General features: G+C 63.8%; 21 protein-coding genes and 1 pseudogene. 4 read left to right on the plus strand and 18 right to left on the minus strand.

Annotation, left to right across the window (positions count from 1 at the left end; all coding sequences use genetic code 11):
• Positions 1-9 precede the first annotated feature (9 nt).
• Entirely contained in the window at positions 10-1,788 is a 1,779-nt protein-coding gene (locus NXT3_RS10950) for an adenylate/guanylate cyclase domain-containing protein (RefSeq protein WP_104839324.1), read from the minus strand.
• A gap of 116 nt (positions 1,789-1,904) precedes the next feature.
• On the minus strand, positions 1,905-2,579 hold the full coding sequence (locus tag NXT3_RS10955; RefSeq protein ID WP_037423723.1) for a hypothetical protein: 675 nt from the start codon (positions 2,577-2,579) through the stop codon (positions 1,905-1,907).
• 228 nt (positions 2,580-2,807) lie between these two features.
• On the opposite strand from NXT3_RS10955, the gene NXT3_RS10960 reads away from it, so the two are divergent.
• A complete protein-coding gene (locus tag NXT3_RS10960) occupies positions 2,808-3,407 on the plus strand; it encodes a YdeI/OmpD-associated family protein (RefSeq protein ID WP_097524940.1) in 600 nt (199 codons plus the stop codon).
• A gap of 24 nt (positions 3,408-3,431) precedes the next feature.
• On the opposite strand, the gene NXT3_RS10965 is transcribed toward NXT3_RS10960, so the two are convergent.
• Together NXT3_RS10965 and gndA are read right to left on the minus strand one after the other, a co-directional pair.
• Positions 3,432-3,701 carry a hypothetical protein gene (locus NXT3_RS10965; protein ID WP_097524941.1) on the minus strand — a complete coding sequence of 90 codons (270 nt, stop codon included), beginning with the start codon at positions 3,699-3,701 and terminating at the stop codon, positions 3,432-3,434.
• A gap of 105 nt (positions 3,702-3,806) precedes the next feature.
• Entirely contained in the window at positions 3,807-5,237 is a 1,431-nt protein-coding gene (gene gndA / locus NXT3_RS10970) for an NADP-dependent phosphogluconate dehydrogenase (protein ID WP_104839325.1), read from the minus strand.
• Positions 5,238-5,636: 399 nt separating this feature from the next.
• On the opposite strand from gndA, the gene NXT3_RS10975 reads away from it, so the two are divergent.
• From NXT3_RS10975 to NXT3_RS10985, 3 genes are all read left to right on the plus strand, one after another.
• Complete coding sequence (locus NXT3_RS10975) at positions 5,637-6,443, plus strand: helix-turn-helix domain-containing protein (protein WP_097538221.1); 807 nt, start codon at positions 5,637-5,639, stop codon at positions 6,441-6,443.
• A gap of 78 nt (positions 6,444-6,521) precedes the next feature.
• Positions 6,522-6,953, plus strand: coding sequence for a polyketide cyclase (locus NXT3_RS10980; RefSeq protein WP_104839326.1), 432 nt, complete (start codon positions 6,522-6,524; stop codon positions 6,951-6,953).
• Complete coding sequence (locus NXT3_RS10985; RefSeq protein WP_176536538.1) at positions 6,937-7,290, plus strand: VOC family protein; 354 nt, start codon at positions 6,937-6,939, stop codon at positions 7,288-7,290. The genes NXT3_RS10980 and NXT3_RS10985 overlap by 17 nt, the downstream gene beginning before the upstream one ends.
• A 43-nt stretch (positions 7,291-7,333) precedes the next feature.
• Here the strand turns inward: NXT3_RS10985 and NXT3_RS31955 are convergent, their stop codons facing one another.
• The 14 genes and pseudogenes from NXT3_RS31955 to NXT3_RS11055 all read right to left on the minus strand — a co-directional run bounded on the left by NXT3_RS31955 (position 7,334) and on the right by NXT3_RS11055 (position 18,898).
• The gene (locus tag NXT3_RS31955) at positions 7,334-7,513 is read right to left on the minus strand and encodes a hypothetical protein (protein ID WP_162109160.1); all 180 of its coding nucleotides are present in this window, start codon (positions 7,511-7,513) and stop codon (positions 7,334-7,336) included.
• 108 nt (positions 7,514-7,621) lie between these two features.
• Positions 7,622-7,822 (minus strand): annotated as a pseudogene (locus NXT3_RS10995) (cytochrome-c oxidase, cbb3-type subunit III); the annotation flags it as partial.
• A gap of 55 nt (positions 7,823-7,877) precedes the next feature.
• Complete coding sequence (locus tag NXT3_RS11000; RefSeq protein WP_037423706.1) at positions 7,878-8,801, minus strand: lipid A biosynthesis lauroyl acyltransferase; 924 nt, start codon at positions 8,799-8,801, stop codon at positions 7,878-7,880.
• 11 nt (positions 8,802-8,812) lie between these two features.
• The gene (locus NXT3_RS11005; protein ID WP_037423703.1) at positions 8,813-9,841 is read right to left on the minus strand and encodes a zinc-binding dehydrogenase; all 1,029 of its coding nucleotides are present in this window, start codon (positions 9,839-9,841) and stop codon (positions 8,813-8,815) included.
• Positions 9,842-9,884: 43 nt separating this feature from the next.
• Positions 9,885-11,168, minus strand: coding sequence for a beta-ketoacyl-ACP synthase (locus NXT3_RS11010; protein WP_037423700.1), 1,284 nt, complete (start codon positions 11,166-11,168; stop codon positions 9,885-9,887).
• 11 nt (positions 11,169-11,179) lie between these two features.
• Entirely contained in the window at positions 11,180-12,379 is a 1,200-nt protein-coding gene (locus tag NXT3_RS11015) for a beta-ketoacyl-ACP synthase (protein ID WP_037423697.1), read from the minus strand.
• Position 12,380: 1 nt separating this feature from the next.
• The gene (locus tag NXT3_RS11020) at positions 12,381-12,857 is read right to left on the minus strand and encodes a 3-hydroxyacyl-ACP dehydratase FabZ family protein (RefSeq protein ID WP_097524945.1); all 477 of its coding nucleotides are present in this window, start codon (positions 12,855-12,857) and stop codon (positions 12,381-12,383) included.
• 115 nt (positions 12,858-12,972) lie between these two features.
• Positions 12,973-13,251, minus strand: coding sequence for an acyl carrier protein (locus NXT3_RS11025; RefSeq protein ID WP_012708338.1), 279 nt, complete (start codon positions 13,249-13,251; stop codon positions 12,973-12,975).
• 177 nt (positions 13,252-13,428) lie between these two features.
• Positions 13,429-14,181, minus strand: coding sequence for a glycerophosphodiester phosphodiesterase (locus NXT3_RS11030; protein ID WP_097525068.1), 753 nt, complete (start codon positions 14,179-14,181; stop codon positions 13,429-13,431).
• A gap of 23 nt (positions 14,182-14,204) precedes the next feature.
• Entirely contained in the window at positions 14,205-15,185 is a 981-nt protein-coding gene (cbiB, locus tag NXT3_RS11035) for an adenosylcobinamide-phosphate synthase CbiB (RefSeq protein WP_097524946.1), read from the minus strand.
• Positions 15,186-16,187 (minus strand): threonine-phosphate decarboxylase CobD, encoded by a 1,002-nt coding sequence (cobD, locus tag NXT3_RS11040; protein ID WP_097524947.1) that lies wholly within the window; start codon positions 16,185-16,187, stop codon positions 15,186-15,188.
• A 2-nt stretch (positions 16,188-16,189) separates the two neighbouring features.
• Positions 16,190-17,485, minus strand: a complete 1,296-nt coding sequence (locus NXT3_RS11045; protein WP_097524948.1) for a cobyrinic acid a,c-diamide synthase CobB — start codon at positions 17,483-17,485, stop codon at positions 16,190-16,192.
• Positions 17,482-18,324: a uroporphyrinogen-III C-methyltransferase gene (gene cobA / locus NXT3_RS11050; RefSeq protein WP_097524949.1), complete on the minus strand. Its 843-nt coding sequence runs from the start codon at positions 18,322-18,324 to the stop codon at positions 17,482-17,484. The genes NXT3_RS11045 and cobA overlap by 4 nt, the downstream gene beginning before the upstream one ends.
• A 115-nt stretch (positions 18,325-18,439) precedes the next feature.
• The gene (locus NXT3_RS11055) at positions 18,440-18,898 is read right to left on the minus strand and encodes a cobalamin biosynthesis protein (protein ID WP_097524950.1); all 459 of its coding nucleotides are present in this window, start codon (positions 18,896-18,898) and stop codon (positions 18,440-18,442) included.
• Positions 18,899-19,081: the final 183 nt, after the last annotated feature.

A 19,081-nucleotide genomic window follows, 5' to 3' on the forward strand; every position in this document is an offset into this window, starting at 1 on the left:
ATCCGCGGGCTACCAGTTGCCCTGCCAGCCCGCTTTGCGGAGACTAGTGCGTATTTGTTCGCGTTGCTCGGGATTGACGAAGCGCGATACGAACTCGCCGAGTTCCTCCTGTCCTTCAGACGAGTTCCGTTGCATTTCGGCGGCTGCCTGTTCGGCCTCACGCTGGCGCCCCAGTTCCACGAGACAACAGACGAGTGCGCAGTGCGTGGAGGGTAGATCCGGCCGCTTGGCCGCGGCATTGAGCGCCGGTTGAAGCGATTCTTCGTACTCCCCTGTGAGGAAATGAGCGAAGGCCAGGAAATGCAGCCATAGGAATGCAAGCGGATCGTGCGGACTGAGGCGCAGGCCTCTCTGAAATGGCTCAATCGCCTGGCCGGCCCGGCCGAGGAAGAGGCGCGACATACCGAGGAGCATATAGCCGAGCGCAAAGCTGGGACTGAGGTCAATCGATCTTTGGGCGGCCTCCATTGCCCGATGGAGCCTGCCCATGACGACGCTCATAATTCCCACCGCATAATGCGCATAGGGGTCGGTTTCGGCAAGTTGCGCGGCACGCAGCGCCGCCTGCCATCCCTCCGCCATGTCCCCCGCGGGGTTCTCGCTCCACCGGAAGAACAGCGTCCCCGCGTTGCACCTGCCAAGCCAGGTGTATCCTTCGGCGATATCGGGCGCCGCCACGATCGCCTTGCGAAACAGCTCGCGCGCACAGCGATGCTCGGCCGGCGTGAACTGATAGAAGTGCCACATGCCGCGAAAGATCAGTTCCCAGGCGGTCAGGTTGTCCGGCGCTTTGCGCCGCACCCGTAGGGTCTCCATTCTCAGCATTTCCGGCTCGATCGCGCCGGCAACGCGGTCGACGATCTCGTCCTGCAGCGCGAAGAGCTCCGCCAGGTCACGGTCGTACCGTTCGGCCCAGACATGATGGCCGGTTTCCGCTTCCACCAACTGCGCCGTGACGCGAACCCTGTCGCTCGATTTGCGCGTGCTCCCCTCCAACACATAACGCACGCCGAGTTCACTGCCGATCTGCTGCACCGTGGCGGCGCGGTTCTTGTAGGTGAAGCTCGAATTGCGGGCGATGACGAAAAACCACCGGAACTTTGCGAGGGCCGTAATAAGATCCTCCGTCAGGCCGTCAGCAAAGTAATCCTGCTCGGCATCTCCGCTCATATTGACGAATGGCATCACCGCGATCGACGGCTTGTCCGGCAAGGCCAAAGAGCCGCTCTGGAGCTCGGTTATCGGCACAGGCGGCTCCATGCTGGAGCGGACGCGATAGGCGCGCACCGGTCGCGCGATATTTTTTAAGGTTTTTTCGCCGAGGCACTCACACGCAAAGCTTAGCTTTCCGACGATTTGATCATGCACGGAAGCAGAGATACAGATGTCGCCCGGTTCGTCGAGCGTCTGCAGCCGCGCCGCTATATTGACCCCGTCTCCGAAGAGATCACCGCCGCGGGCGATTACGTCGCCAAGATTGATGCCGATGCGGAACATCATGCGGCGGCGTTCGGGAAGATCGATATTGCGGCGGCCGAGGGCGCGCTGAATAGCGACGGCGCAACGCACCGCCTGCACGGCACTTGCGAACTCGACCATGACGCCATCGCCAGCCATGTTGAACACCCGACCGCGGTGTTCGGCGACAAGACCCGCAATGATCTCCTGATACTTAGTAAGTAGGCTGAGCGTCGCCTCTTCGTCTTCCGACATGAGACGGCTGTACCCAGCGACGTCGGCAGCCAGGACAACGGCCAGATGGCGTCCCTTTGCTTCATTCGTCGGCACTAGCCCCTCCCTCGCCCCTCAATGGAGCAAGTCTACACCTTGCCGGACGCCTTCATCCAGAGGCGACACCGATGAGATGCACCGCCGCGGACGAACATTTCAGATTTCACAATGTTTCAAAGGACGCAGCCGCACCTCGCGGATCGGGCATATGAGATGATCTCGACCCGTTTGCTGCGCCCGTCGCCGAGGAATTCGTCGACGGCCGCGGCGACGTCGCTCGGCCGGTACCGTGCCCAATGGCCGAGGCCATGGAGGGCTGCTTCCTGGCACGCGATCGAGCTGAGGCCTAGCGTGCGGCGCATGACATCGATCGCTGCCTTCTGCATGCGGTCGCAAGAAGGATCGTCCGGGAGCGCCAAAGACGGGAACTCGTCCCACCACATGTAACAGACAGTGTTCAGGGGAGCCGCGCCGGGCTCGTCTATGTGGCCCAACACAGCAGCACAGCGAGGTGCGAATAGATCGGTGAAGACGTTCTCTATGGCCTCAATGCAGGAGAGCCGCGCCCCCGTCGGCGTTGAGGTGCTGTAGAACCACCCGTTGTCACCCGAGGCGCTGGTGCTCAGGAGATAGGTGAGTCCCTGGGCAATCTGCGCATCGGAGAAGCTGGCGAGCGAGTGCTCAGTTGTTGAAAAGAGCCTCGTGAAGTACTCGATGGCGACGGGCGGCTCTGGATTCCACCAAGGCGGATCTTCGTCGAAGAACCAGGGATAGCCGTGCGGCCTGATCGAGTGGCCAAAGGCGTGCTCGAGCCAGGCATCGTAGCTCAGGTTCGAAACCGCGGGCATGCGAGCCTCTTTCCGTTGGAGGTCACGTTATCCGGAACGCGCAGGCATGCCGGGGCCAATCATCCACGTAACTTAACCATCTCACGAGCCCGTTGCGCACGCCAGTTGCGTTTACCGCGCCCCGCTTGTCGGTTCGCGTCGTAGGGTGAGGGCTGGAAGGCGACAGCGGCGCCTTGTAGGCTCGCCGATTCAGGAGCGATGATGTCACCGCCAGGAGGAAACTGACTGATGCCGCCCGTCAAGGTCGATCCCGACAAAGTGCATGAGTTCGAGGACCCCGCAGCCTTTTATGCGTGGCTCGGCGAGCACCACGACAAGCAGGACGAAGTCTGGATCAAGGTCCACAAAGTTGGGTCGGGGCTCAAGTCGATCACGCCCAAGCAGGCCATAGACGTGGTGCTCTGCTGGGGCTGGATCGACGGGGTGCGCAAGGGGCTCGATGAGAAAAGCTTTCTCCAACGCTACACGCCACGTGGCAGGAAGAGCACCTGGAGCCAGATCAATGTCGATAATGTCGCGCGACTGATCAAGGACGGCCGGATGACGGAGCACGGGCTTCGGCAGGTGGAGATGGCCAAGGCCGACGGCCGCTGGGACCGCGCCTATAAGAGCGGCAAGGACATGAAGATCCCCGACGACCTCCAGGCCGCAATCGAAGCCGAACCCAAGGCCAACGAGATGCTTAGCAAGCTTAGCGAACAGAACCGCTTCGCGCTGGCCTTCCGCACCCACAACATGAAAACCGAAGCCGGTCGAAAGAAGAAGATCGAGACCTTTGTCGAGATGCTGAAGCGCGGCGAGACGATCTATCCGCAGGGGAAGAAGTGAACCGATCGAGCCCGTGCTTATGCTTCATATGCTCACGGCTGGCCAGTACTTGTCGTCGGTAAAATCCGCCGGGATCGGATTGAGCTGTTCGAGTTTCTCGGCGACGAAATCGATCTGCATCTTCAGATAGCGGATGGAATGCGGCATCGGCGCACCCGTGGCCAGGCTGCGTACCCGCCATTGCTCGTAGCCCGACGCCCTTATGCGCCGCTCCGCCTCGCCGCGGATGCCTGCCGGCCCGGTTCCGGACCCAGTGTCGATCGCCTTGCCCCCTTCGATCACCCTGAATTTCATGCTGCCTTCCCGATTGCTCCCTTGCTTGAGATGTCGTGAGCTTGCCGCGGAAGGGCGACCGGCGCCACCCTTCCTTTGGTAGAAGCGATCTGAACTGATTCTAAACTAAGCGGTCAATCCGCTGCCCCACGGTCCGTGGTGGCTGTCGGCGCCGTCGACGCGGTCGAAACCGTGAGCGCCGAAGAAGTCGCGCTGCGCCTGGATGACGTTCGCCGTGCCGCGGCCGCGGCGGTAGCTGTCGAAATAGCCGAGCGCCGAGGCGAGCGCCGGCACCGGCAGGCCGCCGAGCACCGCCGCGGAAACGACCCGGCGGAGCGCCCCGTCGGTTTCCTTGACCATCGCCGCGAAGGCGGGCGTGACGATCAGGTTGGCCGCATCCGGCGCCTTGGTGAAGGCGGTGGTGATCTCGTCGAGGAATTGCGAGCGGATGATGCAGCCGGCCCGCCAGATCCGGGCGATCGTCGGCATCGGGAGGTTCCAGTCGAACTCCTTCGAGGCGGCCGACATCACCGCGAAGCCCTGCGCATAGGCGCCGATCTTGCCGGCGAGCAGCGCGCTTTCGAGGTCCTTGATGAAGGCTTGCTTGTCCGTCACCTTGAACTCGCCGACCGGCGGCAGCCCGAGGATCTTTTCGGCTGCGTCACGCTCCTCCTTCGCGGAGGAGATGCTGCGGGCGGCGACGGCCGCCTCGATGGCGGTCGCCGGCACGCCCATGTTCTGCGCCTCGATCACCGACCATTTGCCGGTGCCCTTCTGTCCGGCCTTATCGAGGATCAGGTCGACCATGGGCTTGCCGGTCAAAGGATCGGCGGCCTTCAAAACCTTTTCGGTGATTTCGATCAGGTAAGAATTGAGCCGGCCCTTGTTCCAGGCACCGAAGACCTCGCCGATCTCCTGCGCCGTCATCTTCAGTCCGTCGCGCAGGATGCCGTAGATCTCGGCGATCATCTGCATGTCGGCATATTCGATGCCGTTATGGATCGTCTTGACAAAGTGGCCGGCGCCGTTTTCGCCGAGCCAAGCGACGCAGGGATCATTGTCGTATTTCGCGGCGACCGAGGTCAGCACCTTCTCGACGCGGCGATAGGATTCCTCCGTACCGCCGACCATGATCGACGGTCCATGGCGCGCCCCCTCCTCGCCGCCGGAAACTCCCATGCCGATGAAGGTGAGGCCGCTATCCTTCAACGCATCGAAGCGGCGCATCGTGTCGCGGAAATTGGCGTTACCCGCGTCGATCATGATGTCGCCGTTGTCGAGATGGGGCTTCAGCGCCTGCATCTGCTGGTCGACGGGGTCGCCGGCCTTGATCATGATAATGATCGGGCGCGGCGGACGGATAGCGGCGACGAATTCCTGAATCGTTTCGCAGGGAACGATCTGTTCCTTGAGCGCGCCCGCCTCCGCGTAGAATTTCCGCGTCGCGTCAACCGAACGGTTGAAAACGGCGATCTTGTTGCCTTTTTCCGCGATATTGAGTGCCAGGTTCGATCCCATGACGCCGAGACCGATGAGGCCGATTTCCGCCTGTGACACGTGCTTCCCTCCATTGGGCAGGAGAGCCATGCACGGGCCGCGAAGTCGCGTCGGTGCCGGCTCCTTCGAATTGAACTGCGCACGTCCCGGTGGCCCGCGAAGGGGGTGCCGGCAACATGCGGCGGAGGAGGCTGTTTTGGCACTCAAATCGATTTACGACAAGCCATTCCTGAGAAAATCACTGCTTCTCCGGCTTGCCGTCGCCGTCGTCGAGCACGCGCCGTCCAGCGGAATGCAGCGAGGCTGAGACCGACCCAGATCCTTGATCTGCGTCAAGTTCTGGAGTCGAATGCGCGCGGTGCGTCGCCCCCGGCAACAATCAGCTCCTTTCGGCCCACTTCCGGCTGTAAGATGGCTGCCGTGTCGCCGTAGTAGCGCCGACATCGAGGAGAGCCGGGCATGCCGAACATCACACCGCCCCGACTTGCGCAAAGCACGGGCATTTACCGGGAGCGGCCCGCCGCCGGCGCGCTTGCTGCCTATTTCAAATGCCTGTGGCTGCATCGACTCCCCGACGGCGAAGCGCCAAGCATGGCCGTCGTACCGGACGGCTGCGCCGACGTCATCTGGACGTCCGGCGGCCCGGCAATCGTTGGACCCGACCGTGTCGCCGCCTTCCCCAAGCTCGCCGCAGGCGAAACCATCTTCGGTGCCCGGTTCAGAATTGGTGCAGCGGCCGCCTGGCTGCGCACGCCGTTGAGCGGGTTGACCGGCCGGACGGTCCCACTCGATCTCCTTTGGGGGCGAGCGGCCAACGAAATGGACGAGCGGATGGCGCTGGCACGGGACGCCACCGAGCGGCTCGCGATATTGGCAGGCGCATTTAAAGGCCGCCTCTCGACCGCGCACCCCCCGCCACCGAACATCGCTTCGTTGGTGAAGCATCTCCACGAGGCTCGCCCAGCCGCGGCCGATCCCATCCGAAACCTGGCGCGAACAACCGGCTCTAGCGAGCGAAGTCTCCGCCGTCTCTGCCTCGAGCATTTCGGCTATGGTGCCAAGACCCTAGATCGCGTGCTGCGCCTGCAGCGCTTCCTGGCTGCCGGCCGCGGCCGGCCGCAGGACAAATTGGCGGCCCTCGCCGCCGATGCCGGCTATGCCGACCAGGCACACCTTACCCGGGAAACGAGGGAGCTCACCTCGCTGACGCCCGGCGAAATCCTGCGGCAATTCGCTCCAGACCCATCAGAGAAATCGAAGGGGTGATTTCAGCAGCACGATTGGCCGTTTCGTTCAAGACCATTGCACAACGAGGTGCTATCCGAACTCAAAACGGAGACGCGCATGACCACGATGGCCGCCAGAATTATCCACGTCTCGATCGAGCGAGACTGGCGCGATGTCTACGCCTTCATGGCCGATCACCAAAAGATGCCGCTTTGGGCCTCCGGGCTCTCGACGGGGCTTGCGCGTGACGGCGACGAATGGATCGCGCCGGGCCCGCTCGGCAATGCCCGTGTTCGTTTCCCTCCCGCCAATGAGTTCGGCGTCGTGGACCATTTGGTGAAGCTCGAGAACGGCGCGAAGATCCACAACGCGCTCCGGGTGGTGCCGAATGGCGACGGCGCGGAAGTGATGTTCACCCTGCTGAGACAGTTCGACATGAGTGACGAACAATTAGCGGCGGATGCCGCCTGCGTTCAAAAGGATCTCGACACCTTGAAGACCATTCTGGAAGAATCAAAAGACGGCAAAGGACATCGCCATGACCGGTAGCGACCGACGGATCGACTATATCGAATTCAACGTGGCGGACATCGCGGCGAGCAAGGCCTTCTACGGCAGCGCGTTCGGCTGGACCTTTACCGATTACGGTCCGGAATATTGCGAGTTCGCCGACGGCCGGCTGACCGGCGGCTTCACGACGCTCGGTCCGGTCCGCAGCGGAGGGCCGCTCGTCATCATCTATGCCGATGAGCTGGAAGGCGCGCTCGCCCGCGTCGAGGGCGCCGGCGGCAGGATCGTCAAACCGATCTTCACCTTCCCCGGCGGCAGGCGCTTTCACTTTGCCGATCCGGACGGTTACGAGCTGGCGGTCTGGTCCAAGCAATAGCGGCAGTTCGAAATGTTCGACGGGCGGAGTGGACGGCGAAGGGCTATTCGCCGAAGCGGATGAAAAGCGCGCTGACGAGGCCGAAGACGACGATGCACTGGAGGATGAACATGGGCCATTCCTGTGACATCCGCTTCTCCTCCCGCGTGACCACCGCCACAATGGATAGCTGTAAGGAGCGGCGCCGCGGCACAGGCCCCTCGCGGCAACTGCCAATTTCCATGGGCATCCCGCCGCCGGCAAAGTTTAGCATCTCCTGTTGAACTGCGCACGAAAAGCCGCGCGCCCAGAAGGACGCGCGGCTCGCAGCGCGCTTTCTCGGGTTGCTTTGCTACTCGCCGCCGCCGAGGGAGTGGACGAAGACCGCGAGTTGCTTGACTGTCGTATCGCCCATGCGAGGCAGCCAGGCTGGCATGACGCCATGCTTCGGTGCCTTCATCCGGTTGACGATCGCCCGCTCGCCCTCCCCGTTCAACCAGATCGCGTCCGCCAGATTGGGTGCCCCCATCTCGCGATTGCCCTTCGCCGGCGCGCAGCCTGGCGGCTCGGAACCGCGGAGAACGCCCCGCAAATCGAATGAGATTGCTTCAGAGACTGCGCTTGATACGCCACCGGTCGTGATACCAGAGCCACTGGCCCGGATATTCGCGAACCCAGCTCTCGACCTTGTCGTTCAGCATCTGCGCCGTCGCCGTGACATCGACGCTGCCATCGGCCCTGCGCGGAATTTCGACGGCCGGCTCGAGTTCCAGCCGGAATCGGCCGCCGGGGAGGCGGATGCAACGGGCCGGATAGACCTCGCAATTGAACTGGCGAACAAGTTTCGCGAGCAGCGGATTGGTCTGGACGTCCTGGCCGAAGAACTTCGTCTTCAGGCCCTTGCGGAATTTCTGGTCGACCAGCACGCCGACGCCGCCGCCGCGTTCGAGCTGGCGGGCGAGCGCAAAGGAGGAGCCCGCATGGGAGGGCACGAGATTGCCCATCCGCTCCTGGCGGAACTGGAAGACCTTGTCGGCCATGTAAGGATTGTTCGGCGGCCGGAAGAGAACGGTGACGTCCAGCCCGAAGGCGGAGCCCGCCACAGGCAGCATCTCAAAATTGCCGCTATGCGCCGTGAAGACGATGAAGGGCCGCGGATTGTCTCGCAGCTCCAGGAAGAGCGGAATGCCCGAGACCTCCACCCTGCCCGGCTCGGCGCGGTGCGGATCGAAGTCGAAGAGCCGGTCGAGGAAGACATATTCGGCCGCGAGCCGGCCCATATTGCCCCAGCTTTCGAGCGCGGTCTCCTTTATCCAGGCGTCGCTCTTCTCAGGATAGGCATTGCGCAGATTGGTAAGCGTCAGCTTATGGCGGCGGGTCTTCGGACCGATCCAGCGCGCGACGCGATCCATGAAATTGATCGCCGCATCCGCCGGAAAGAGCTTCAAAACATTGAGAAGCAGGAAGACGAGCTGTGCGATCAGCCATTGCCGGAAGCGATCGGCAGCGAGCACCAGCCGTGTGATCAGCATCCGCACCGGGATCAATCCATCCGCAGAATAATCTTGCCGAAGATCTGCCGAGACTCCATCCGCTCGAGCGCACGATCGATGTCGGCGAGGCCGACTTCGGTATCGATCACCGGATGAACGAGGCCGCGCGCCATCTTCTGCATGGCGTTCGCCATGTTTTCCATGCGGCAGCCAAAGGAGCCGAGCAGCTTCAACTGCTGCTGGAAGAGCATCATCAGATTCATGTCGGTCGAGACGCCCGAGGTCGAGCCGCAGGTGACGAGCCGGCCGCCGCGCTTCATCGACAGCATCGAGCCCGCCCAGGTGTCCTTGCCGACATGCTCAAAGACGACATCGACTCCCTTCTTCTTGGTGAGCTTGCGTACCACGCCCTCGAAACGGTCGGTGCGATAGTTGATGACGTGGTCGGCGCCGAGCGCCCTCGCCTTCTCGATCTTGTCGTCGGAACCGACCGTGGTAATGACCGTGCAGCCGATCTTCTTGGCGAGCTGGATCGCCGCCGAGCCGATGCCGGAGCCGCCGGCATGGACAAGGATCGTTTCGCCCGGCTCGAGCTTGGCATTATCGAACAGCATGTGCTCGACCGTACCGAAGGTGACCGGCGCCAGTGCCGCACCGACCGCGTCGACACCGGGCGGCGCCGGGACCAGCAGGCGAGCCGGCAGATTGATCTTCTCCTGGGCGAAGCCGTCGAGATGGAAACCGTGCACGCCGCCGACATGCTCGCACAGATTGTCGCGCCCTTCCTTGCAGGGGCGGCAGAGGCCGCAGGTGCGCGCACCGTAGATCGAAACGAGCTGGCCCGGCAGGACATTTGCCACACCCGGTCCGATGCTCTCGACAGCGCCGGACGCTTCCGCGCCGATGACCAGCGGCATCTTGCGCTTGGCAAAGGCCATGCCGCGCCAGCCCCAGACGTCGATATGGTTGAGCGCGACGGCCTTGACCCGCAGCGTCACCTCGCCCGGACCGGGCGTCTCCGGTTCCGGCAGGTCGGTAATTTCGAGCTTGCGGTCATCGAGCAGTTGCAGGGCGCGCATGGTCTTTCCTTTGCGGAAGGCAGGTATTCGATCGTCGAGCGGCTTAGGCCGGCTCGGCGGTCATGACAAGGCTGGCATTCTGGCCGCCGAAACCGAAGGAATTCGACAGGACCGCGGTGACCTGCTGGCTGCGCTTCGCGTTCGGCACGACGTCGAGAACGATCGCCGGGTCCGGGTTCTGGTAGTTGATGGTCGGCGGCAGCGTGCCGGTGAGCATCGTCTGGATCGAGAAAACCGCCTCGACCGCACCGGCGGCGGTCAGCGTGTGGCCGATCATCGACTTGTTGGACGAAACCGGTATCGACGGCAGGCGCTCACCGAAGACGGCCGACATCGACAGATATTCCATCTTGTCGTTCTCCGGCGTCGAGGTGCCGTGGGCATTGATGTAGCCGATGCCGGTTTCATCGATGCCGGCATCCGCAAGCGCCGCGCGGATCGTCGCAATCGCCGGCCCACCATCGGGCGAGGAGCGCGTGCGGTGGAAGAGATCCGCCTTTTCGCCGCAGCCCTTGAGAATGCCGTAGATGCGGGCGCCGCGGGCGAGTGCCGCTTCGAGCGATTCCAGCACCAGGGTGGCCGCGCCTTCGGCGATGACGAAGCCGTCTCGATCCTTGGTGAAGGGTTTCGAGGCCTTTTCCGGCGGATCATTCTGGGTCGAGAGCGCCGAAAGCAGCGAGAAGCGGATCAGCGCCTCGGCGCTAACCGAACCGTCGGTCGCAACCGTCAGCGCCCGGTCGGTACGGCCCTGGCGGATCGCCTCGACGCCAAGCTGGATCGCGGTGGCGCCCGAGGCACAAGCCGTCGACAACGTGACCGGCAGGCCGCGCGTCCCGAAACGATCGGCAAGCCGCTCGGAAATCGACCCGAAGAGCACGGCCTCGTGGAAGACCGGATCGGCCTTCTGGCGCATCGCGGCGAGGAAGCGGTTATAGGCGTCGCCCGGCCGTTCCGAGGCCGGCGCCCGGTCCGCGAGCTCGAAGCGCGCGTTCCACTCCGGTTCGATCGGCGGCGCTGCGAGGAAGAGCGGGCCGTTGAAATCGCCGGAAAGACCGGCCTGCGCGAGCGCTTCCAAGGTCGTCTCGCGCGCCATCGCATAGGAGCGTTCGACGGCGTTGTCGGCCGGAATTTCGATGAAATCGACCGTGCCGCTGATGCGGGTTGAAAGGCCCTCCGTCGGGAAGCGGGTAATCTTGTGAATGCCGGAAACGCCGCCGCTGAGCGCCGCCCAGTTGTCCTCCAGCCCTTGGCCGAGCGAGGTGATGACGCCCATGCCGGTAATGGCGACGATCGGGCGGCCGAGGTGATCGGTGTAAGCCTTGCTCATGCTTGAGCTCCTTATTCCGCGGAAAGCACGGCGACGCCTTCGCCGCGGGAATGGCCGATGGTCGTGACGATCGCCGCCTTGGCGGACGCCGTCATCGGCGCCTCGGCAGGATCGAAGGGCGGCACCTTCGCCGCATGCCCGAGCGAGAGCGCGGCAAAAGCCATGCCGACCGGGAACTGCGCCTCGATACCGTGACCGACGAGACCGCCATAGGCGCGGACCGGCCGTCCGGCGAACTCCGTGTCGAGGAATGCCTTCTCGCGGCGCGCCAGGTCGTGGAAGCCGCTGGTGCCGGAAAACACCACGGTCGACTGCGGCTCAAGTTCTGCGGCAGGTCGTGCCAGATCCCGGAGCCGTGCCTCGAACCGGCCGTCTTCGCGGCTGCCGCGATCGCCTTCGATCGCATCGATCGTGGCATAGATGCGGGCGCCGCGGGCTTCGGCATATTCGCGCGATTCCAGAACGAGGAATGCGCCGACGGACCCCAGGATCATGCCGCCGCCGTTCTCGGGATCGCGCGACCAGATCGGCTGCCACTCGCCAAGCGCATGTCCCTGGATGGCTTCGATCAACAGGATGATGTCGAGGCGTTCGGCCGAGAAGGCGCCGCCGACGAGCGTATGCGTCGACTGCCCGGCCTTGATGCGGGCAAAGGCGGTTTCGATTGCCGAAATGCCCGCCGCCTCCTCGCCCATGAAGGTGCGAGACGAGCCCGTCACCTTGTGGACGATCGAGATGTTGCCGGCCAGAAGATTGGAGAGCTGGGCAAGAAAGAGCGTCGGGCGGAGCTCCGTCGTCAGCTTCTCGTTCAGGAGTTGTTCGCGATCATTGCGCTTCAGGCCCTCATCGACGATCAGCGAGTCGACATTGATATCGCGTTCGCCGCCGCCGGCAGCGACGATCATGTCCATGCTGCCGCAGGCTTCGAGATTGTCCTTGAGCCCCGCGTCGTCCAGCGCGAGCCCGGCTGCGAAGACGCCGAGGCGCTGCCAGTTCTCCATCTGCCGCTGATCGCCGCGCTTGGCGATCTGCGCCGACCAGTCGATCTCCGGCAGGGGATGGACCGGATAAGGCGCAAAGCGCTCGGTCTCGACCCGGGCCTTCGGCGGTTCGACGGAACTCAGCAGGGCAACATGCGGCTCGGCGCCGACGCCCTGGCTCGTCACAATGCCGACGCCGGTGATCACCACGTCGTTTGCGGATTTGGTCATCTTATTTCTCCGAAGCGGCCGCAGCGGCCATCAGTCCCACTTCCTCGGCACGCCTGCGGACGATCTCGCCAAGCGGCACCTGATCGAACGGCATCGTCCTCAACTTTAGCTGGGCATCGCAGATCTTCTTGCCGCCCGATGCGATTTTGGCCTTGGTCACCGCGAAACCCGAGCCCTCGTGCTCCAGGAATGCTTCGATCTCGAGCTCGGCGGAAGGCTCGACGAATGTGCGCATCTTGGCGCCGTCGACCGACATCAGGAAGGGCATCGCCACGAATTTGGTGACAGCAAGCACGAGAAAGCCGGAGGCCTGCGCCATGGTTTCGATCAGCAGCACGCCGGGAACCAGCGGATAGCCGGGAAAATGCCCCTCGAAGACCGGGCTCTTCTCCGGCACGATGGACCGCGCCGTCAGCCGGCCCGCCGCGAGATCGACGGTTTCGATCCGATCGATCATCTGGAAATATTCAAGGAGCATCAGGGCTCATCCCGTTCGTTTCGGGCTCAAGTAAAAATGCCGATGCCGCCTGTCAAGCGAAGGACGCAGCAGGCGGCATCGGTAAACGGATCGAACCGTGTCGGCGGCGAGGCGATCAGGCCTTGGCGGCGCGAAGCTCGTCGATCTTGGCGCAGAGGTTCTTCAGCACGAAGTATTCCTCGGTCGACACCTTGCCTTCGTTGACTTCCTGGGTCCACTGCTCAAGCGGAATCTTGATGCCGAATTCCTTGTCGATCGCAAAGACGATGTCGAGGAAGTCCAGGCTGTCGATGCCGAGATCATCGATCGTGTGGCTTTCCGGCTTGATCGTCTCGCGGTCGATCTCGCTCGTTTCCGCAATGATGTCGGCAACCTTGTCGAATGTAGCTGTCACGCGCTTACCTCTTGAAAATCGAGTCTTGGCGATCCCTATAGAAAAATGCACCGCAAAAGCCAATGCCTCGCGGAGTTTTGCGACCCAGATTTGAAAAACGGTGTTGCTAATCGGCGACCGAGTGCCGGTCGGCTGAGGTGTCGTGCCCGTTGACAGCTGATCCGCTTCCTCACGGCCTTATCCGAAATGACCTGCCGCCAGGCGCGGATCGTCCAAGAGGATGGCGTCAGGCCCAATCGCGCGCAGGCGCTCAAGTCCTTCTCCGTCGACCAGCCCGACCGGAAACGGCGGGTATTCCGGCATCGGAATCGAACGCGGCTGACCCACCATCACCGTGAGGAGCAGGCCGGCGTGGCGAACGATCGCCGCACGTTCGGGGCTCGCTGCGCCCTGCCATAGCCTGAACCAGTCTGCACCGGCATGCCGAGCCCGAGTGGCGGAGTCCGGCTCCTCCAAGAAAGCGAGAATGGCGATGTCCGCTCTGGCGGAGCGGACTGCAGCGATGAGGTCGAGGCTGCGCAGGCCAAGCATCGTTCGCTCGGTCGCACTCGCACCGGTGACCTCGTCGACGATGCGCTGGACGTGCTGCGGGTCGGAAAGCTTGACATCCAGGAGCACCCCTAGCGAGCCCGAGGCGGTCAGCGCCTCTCGAAGCGTCATCGTGGCCGGCAGCAGGCGCCTGAGCGTTTCCAAATCGACATCCGAAACAGTGCGTCCATCACCGCAGAGCCGTCGAAGATCGTCATCGTGCATGCAAATGAGAGCGCCGTCCTTCGTCAGGCGAATGTCCGTCTCGATGGCATCTGCGCCAGCGCCTGCGGCGGCATGCAGCGCCTCCGCGGTGTTTTCGGCAGCAAGCGCCGCGCCGCCGCGATGCGCGATGATGAGAGGTTTGCGGCCGGAGCGACGAAACCAGAACTCAGAGGGCATCATCGTCGCCTGCTGCTGGAGTTTCAGAAAAGCAGGAACGGCAGAACCAGGACGGCGGCGCTCAAGGTGAGCGCGCTGCAGGCACCGTAAAAGACGATCACCGCGTCGTCGATGTCGGCTGCCGTCGCGACTGCGCGGCCGGGGCGGTTGATCATAGGCTCCTCGACGCGCGCCCCGCCATAGACCCGTGGCCCGGCAAGCTGGATATCGAGCGCGCCGGCCATCGCCGCCTCGGGCCAGCCGGAGTTAGGCGAGCGGTGAAAAGCGTGATCGCTCTTGGCCACCTCGATTGCGGCCTTCGCCGCTTCGGCGCCGCGCTTCAAGCGAGCCCCTGCGGCGATGAGAAGAGCCGAAAGCCGTGCGGCCGGAAGATTGACGAGGTCGTCGAGCCGCGCCGAGGCCCAGCCGAAATGAAGGTATTTCTGACTCTTATGGCCGATCATCGAATCGGCCGTATTCAGCATCTTGTAAGCGAAAAGGCCGGGGAGCCCAGCAATCGCATACCAAAGGGCGGGAGCGACGACCCCATCGGAAAAATTCTCCGCAAGGCTCTCGATAGCCGCACGGCAGACGCCAGGCTCATCAAGCGTTTTCGGGTCCCGGCCGACGATCATCGACACGGCCTTCCGGCCCCCTTCCAGGCCGTCACGGCGCAATCCGTCGGCGACGCGGCGGACGTGATCGGCGAGGCTCTTCTGGGCCAGGAAAACCGCAACGGTCAGCGCCTCCAGGACGAAACCGAGCGCACCGAGAACATCGAACAGCCGATTGAGCACCACACCGAGCAGCATGCTTGCTGCGACAAGGATGACGATGGCCGCAACGCCCCGCATTTTTAGCCAGCCACCGTGCCCACCGCGATTGAGCGCCGCGTCGAAAACGCCGATGGCCTTGCCGAAGAGTACCACCGGATGCGTCAACCGCTCCCAAAGCCAATCTGGATCGCCAACGATGCGGTCGATGATCAGCGCGACGACGAGGATGAGGAAAATTTCAGCCGACATCTAAACTCCTGCTCGCTGCAAGGCTTCGGCAAGACGGCGGTCGCCATTCGCATCCGCGGCCAGGCCGATCCGCAGCCAGCGCCGGTCGTAGTCGAACTTGCGCGTCAGAATGTGCTCCCCGCAGAGCGCCGTATGAAGATCGTTTGCCCGTTCGTGGTCGACGAGCGCGAAGAGACCGGTACCACCGATGACGTCCATGCCGGCGCCACGAAGCACCGCATGGAGAGCCGCATTGCGTTCGAGAATACCTTCCCTGACCGCCTCCGTGTCGCCTTCCATCAGCCTCGCCGCAACGGCAAGTGCCGGGCCTGACACCGCCCAGGGGCCAAGCCATTCGCGGAAAGATTCCGTGACCGCGGCGTTTGCAACGACGAAGCCGAGCCTCAGGCCCGCAAGGCCGAAGAACTTGCCGAAGGAACGGAAGACGACGAGGTTGTGCTGTGCGTCGACATGCGGCGCAACACTTGTTTCCGGATCGAGGTCACCGAAGGCCTCGTCGACGACGAGCAGTCCGCCGCTCGCCTCCATCTCCCTTGCCATTGCAAGCACTTGGTCGGGCGGAAAAACCCGGCCCGTGGGGTTATTGGGATTTACCAGGACCGCGAGCCCGTGGGCCGCAGAGAGATCATCGGCACTCGCGACAGGGTCGACGGCAAAGCCGGCGCCGGTCAAGACGCGCTCATATTCGCCATAGGTCGGCCCGAATATAGCGGCGCGCCTTTTCAAGTCGGCAAGCCGCGGCAGCAACTGAATGACAGCCTGGGTTCCGGGAACCGGCAGAGGCATGAGGTCGCCGGTCCGATAGTAGCTGGATGCGGCTGCGCGGGCTGCCTCCTCCAGGTGGCGATCCGGCAGCCGATGCCAGACTCGCGCGTCGATCTTCGGCAGCGCGACCGGGCACGGATTGATGCCGGTTGAAAGGTCGAGCCAATCGTCTGGCGCGCCGCCGAAGCGGGCTGCGGCCTCGGTGATCCCGCCGCCATGGACGATCGGCGCGGTCATCGTCACTCCGAAAGATCGATGAGATGCACGAAGGAACCGGCAACATTGCCGCGGCGAAGGCCGGCATGGCCGAGGTCTACACCTGCCGCATCAGAAACGGCGAAGAGCGGCGCGGCCGCCCCTTCGGAAACGATGGTCGAATAGTGAAATTCGTGCGCCGTCATCGGTCCCTCGAAAAATTCATTGTCGAAAGGCGCCACGCGCCGGTAGCCGAGATGCCGCTTGCGTTCCGCGAAACTGGTGACCAGCGGCAACAGCCCGAGCATCTCGTAACGCTTGCCGTCCGCTGCGACAAGACCTTCGCCGAGCGTCATGTAGCCGCCGCATTCACCGAAGATGCGCGCACCGTGATCGGCCGCGGCATGGATCCCGGCTCGGAAACGAGTAGCCCTGGCAAGCCGGTCGGCGTGCAATTCCGGATAGCCGCCCGGCAGATAGATTGCGTCGGCGCCGGCATCGGGCGCTTCATCGGCCAGCGGCGAAAAGAACGAGATTTGCGCTCCCTGGCTCAACCAGCCGGCCAGCACATGCTCGTAACTGAAGGCAAAGGCGACGTCGCGGGCAACGGCAATCCGGTGGCCGATCGGCTTCAGCATCCGGGCGCATTGCGCCGGCTTCCCCCGCAAGGCAGACGCTGTTGCGAGAAGGGCTTCGACGTTACAGGCCGCAGTGACGCGCGCCGCGGCGTGCTCGATGAAATCTTCGAGCGACCCGTGCTCGCCGGCCTGGACAAGGCCCAGATGCCGTTCCGGCAGCTTCAACGCGGCATGCTGGCGCAGCACGCCGAAAATTGCCACGCCTGCGCGGTCGAGCGCATCGCGGAGCATCGCCTCATGGCGGTCGCTGCCCACGCGGTTCAGGATGACGCCGGCGACGCGCATATCGTCGCGATGATCCATATAGCCGCGCACCAGCGCCGCGACCGAGTGGGAGAGCCGGGCGCAATCGACGACCAGGACCACCGCCAGCCCCAGCGTCGCGGCGAGGTCCGCCGGCGATCCGGTCCCGTCCGCAGCGCCGTCATAGAGCCCCATCATCGCCTCGACGATCAGCGTCGAGCCATCCTTCGCCGCAGCCGCAGCGTTGGCGAGTAGCAGTTCCGGCCGCATCGCCCAGGGATCATAATTGAGGCAGGCCTTGCCGCTTGCGGCCGTATGGAAGGCGGGATCGATATAATCTGGGCCTGCCTTGCCCGGCGCAATGGAGACGCCGCGCCGCGCCAGCGCCCGCAGAAGACCGAGCGTCACCGTCGTCTTGCCGGAGCCGGAGCTCGGGGCGGCAATCATCAGACCGCTCATGCCGGGTCCCGGCGGATTTGGCTCGCGAACGGATCGGCGACAAGTGTGCGGCCATCGAGTGCGCCGAGCCAATCAAGCGACGGACGCAGCCGAACGACCTCGCCGACGACGACGATTGCCGGCGGCTCCAGCCCGGATGCCGCCACATCGGCTTCGGCGCGGGAAAGCGTGGTCTCGAGCACCGCCTGCTCGGCCGTCGCCGCATTGCAGACGAAGGCAACCGGCTCGTCGGGCGTACGCCCGGCAGCGATGAGGTTCGCCGAAATCTGTCCGATATGCTTCATCGCCATGTACATGACGATGACCGGCGAGCCCTTGGCGATGCCTTCCCAGTTGATCCGGTCTGGCACAACGCCGGAGGAATCGTGGCCAGTGAGGAAGGTGACCGCGTGATTGACTTCGCGGTGGGTCACCGGGATGCCGGCATAGGCCAGTCCGCCGATCCCCGCAGTGATGCCGGGCACGATACGGAATGGAATACCGTGTTCGACAAGGGTCAATGCCTCCTCGCCACCGCGACCGAAGACGAAGGGATCGCCGCCCTTGAGGCGTAGTACCCGGAGCCCGGCGCGTGCGAGCTCGACCAGGCGCAGCGAGATATCACGCTGCTTCGGCGACGGCTTGCCGCCGCGTTTGCCGGCAAATTCAAGCTTGGCGTCCGGGCTGGCGAGCTTCAGGCAATCGGCATTGACCAGCGCATCGTGAACGATCACATCCGCCTGGCGAAGCGCATTGGCGGCATGGAGCGTCAAAAGACCGGGATCGCCGGGTCCGGCACCGACCAGCCAGACGGAACCGGGTTCGAGCTTCGGCAGGCCGGCAAAAAACATATCCGTCACCCCTTATTACTCCGGTCCTGGCGAAACATCTGAGCTTATTCTCTCTCGTAGGAAATGATGGCAGAACATTGAATCTGCATATGAAATGACAACACGTGTGTGCCCGCGCAAGGCATCAGCCGCCTCCCGTGGCGCCGGCTTCGGTTTCGCAGGTGAAGGCATGGTGCCGCGGTCCTGCGATCGCTGCCGTGGCCCGGGCCGAGCGGATCTTTGGAACGAGCAGCACTGCGTCACGCCCGACCCCCGCCAATGCAGCGCCCTCGGCAACGCCGTGGCAGCCGGTATGGGCAAAGACGATCTCGGACGGATTCTTAAGTCGCGCGGCTTCTGCCTCGAGCGTCGCAGCGTCGAAGAAGCGGACGGGCACGGAAAAATGCCGGCCTGCCGCGTGAATGGCCGGCTCTTCGGCGCGCGCGTCCAGCGAAGCCACGAATGCAATATCGCTCTTCGACGCGCCGGCGTCGGCGAGTGCCCGCTCGGCAAGCGCGATCACTTCCCCGGGCGCTGTATTTCGCTCGCAGCCGAGGCCGAGAACGAGTCGTGCGGCTGAAACTGGCCCCGTGACCAAAGACATCTGCAGTGCTGCTCCCCTGCAGCGCCACACGGCCCGGGGGCACAGAGCAGCTGCAAATCAGTGTAATTGCGCGATAGTCCCATGCCTTTGGGGTTGGGAGCCGCGCAGCGGTCGGCGTTCCACACGAAGCGCCGGCCTGGGCAGACAGCCGCACCGGTCAGGACAGCACCGGATCTGGCCCCC

This window comes from Sinorhizobium fredii (genome assembly GCF_002944405.1).
GTDB classification, from domain to species: Bacteria; Pseudomonadota; Alphaproteobacteria; order Rhizobiales; family Rhizobiaceae; genus Sinorhizobium; species Sinorhizobium fredii_C.

Excerpts from the sequence above, each read along its gene's own strand:
- NXT3_RS10965 (WP_097524941.1), bottom strand. The coding sequence starts at position 3,701 with ATGAAATTCAGGGTGATCGAAGGGGGCAAGGCGATCGACACTGGGTCC.
- NXT3_RS11030 (WP_097525068.1), bottom strand. The coding sequence starts at position 14,181 with ATGCCCTCTGAGTTCTGGTTTCGTCGCTCCGGCCGCAAACCTCTCATC.
- NXT3_RS11005 (WP_037423703.1), bottom strand. The coding sequence starts at position 9,841 with ATGCGCGCCCTGCAACTGCTCGATGACCGCAAGCTCGAAATTACCGAC.
- NXT3_RS10960 (WP_097524940.1), top strand. The coding sequence starts at position 2,808 with ATGCCGCCCGTCAAGGTCGATCCCGACAAAGTGCATGAGTTCGAGGAC.
- NXT3_RS11000 (WP_037423706.1), bottom strand. The coding sequence starts at position 8,801 with ATGCTGATCACACGGCTGGTGCTCGCTGCCGATCGCTTCCGGCAATGG.
- NXT3_RS11020 (WP_097524945.1), bottom strand. The coding sequence starts at position 12,857 with ATGCTCCTTGAATATTTCCAGATGATCGATCGGATCGAAACCGTCGAT.
- NXT3_RS11055 (WP_097524950.1), bottom strand. The coding sequence starts at position 18,898 with ATGTCTTTGGTCACGGGGCCAGTTTCAGCCGCACGACTCGTTCTCGGC.
- NXT3_RS31955 (WP_162109160.1), bottom strand. The coding sequence starts at position 7,513 with ATGGAAATTGGCAGTTGCCGCGAGGGGCCTGTGCCGCGGCGCCGCTCC.
- NXT3_RS11015 (WP_037423697.1), bottom strand. The coding sequence starts at position 12,379 with ATGACCAAATCCGCAAACGACGTGGTGATCACCGGCGTCGGCATTGTG.
- cbiB (WP_097524946.1), bottom strand. The coding sequence starts at position 15,185 with ATGTCGGCTGAAATTTTCCTCATCCTCGTCGTCGCGCTGATCATCGAC.
- NXT3_RS10980 (WP_104839326.1), top strand. The coding sequence starts at position 6,522 with ATGACCACGATGGCCGCCAGAATTATCCACGTCTCGATCGAGCGAGAC.
- NXT3_RS10975 (WP_097538221.1), top strand. The coding sequence starts at position 5,637 with ATGCCGAACATCACACCGCCCCGACTTGCGCAAAGCACGGGCATTTAC.
- NXT3_RS10955 (WP_037423723.1), bottom strand. The coding sequence starts at position 2,579 with ATGCCCGCGGTTTCGAACCTGAGCTACGATGCCTGGCTCGAGCACGCC.
- NXT3_RS11045 (WP_097524948.1), bottom strand. The coding sequence starts at position 17,485 with ATGAGCGGTCTGATGATTGCCGCCCCGAGCTCCGGCTCCGGCAAGACG.
- cobD (WP_097524947.1), bottom strand. The coding sequence starts at position 16,187 with ATGACCGCGCCGATCGTCCATGGCGGCGGGATCACCGAGGCCGCAGCC.
- NXT3_RS11010 (WP_037423700.1), bottom strand. The coding sequence starts at position 11,168 with ATGAGCAAGGCTTACACCGATCACCTCGGCCGCCCGATCGTCGCCATT.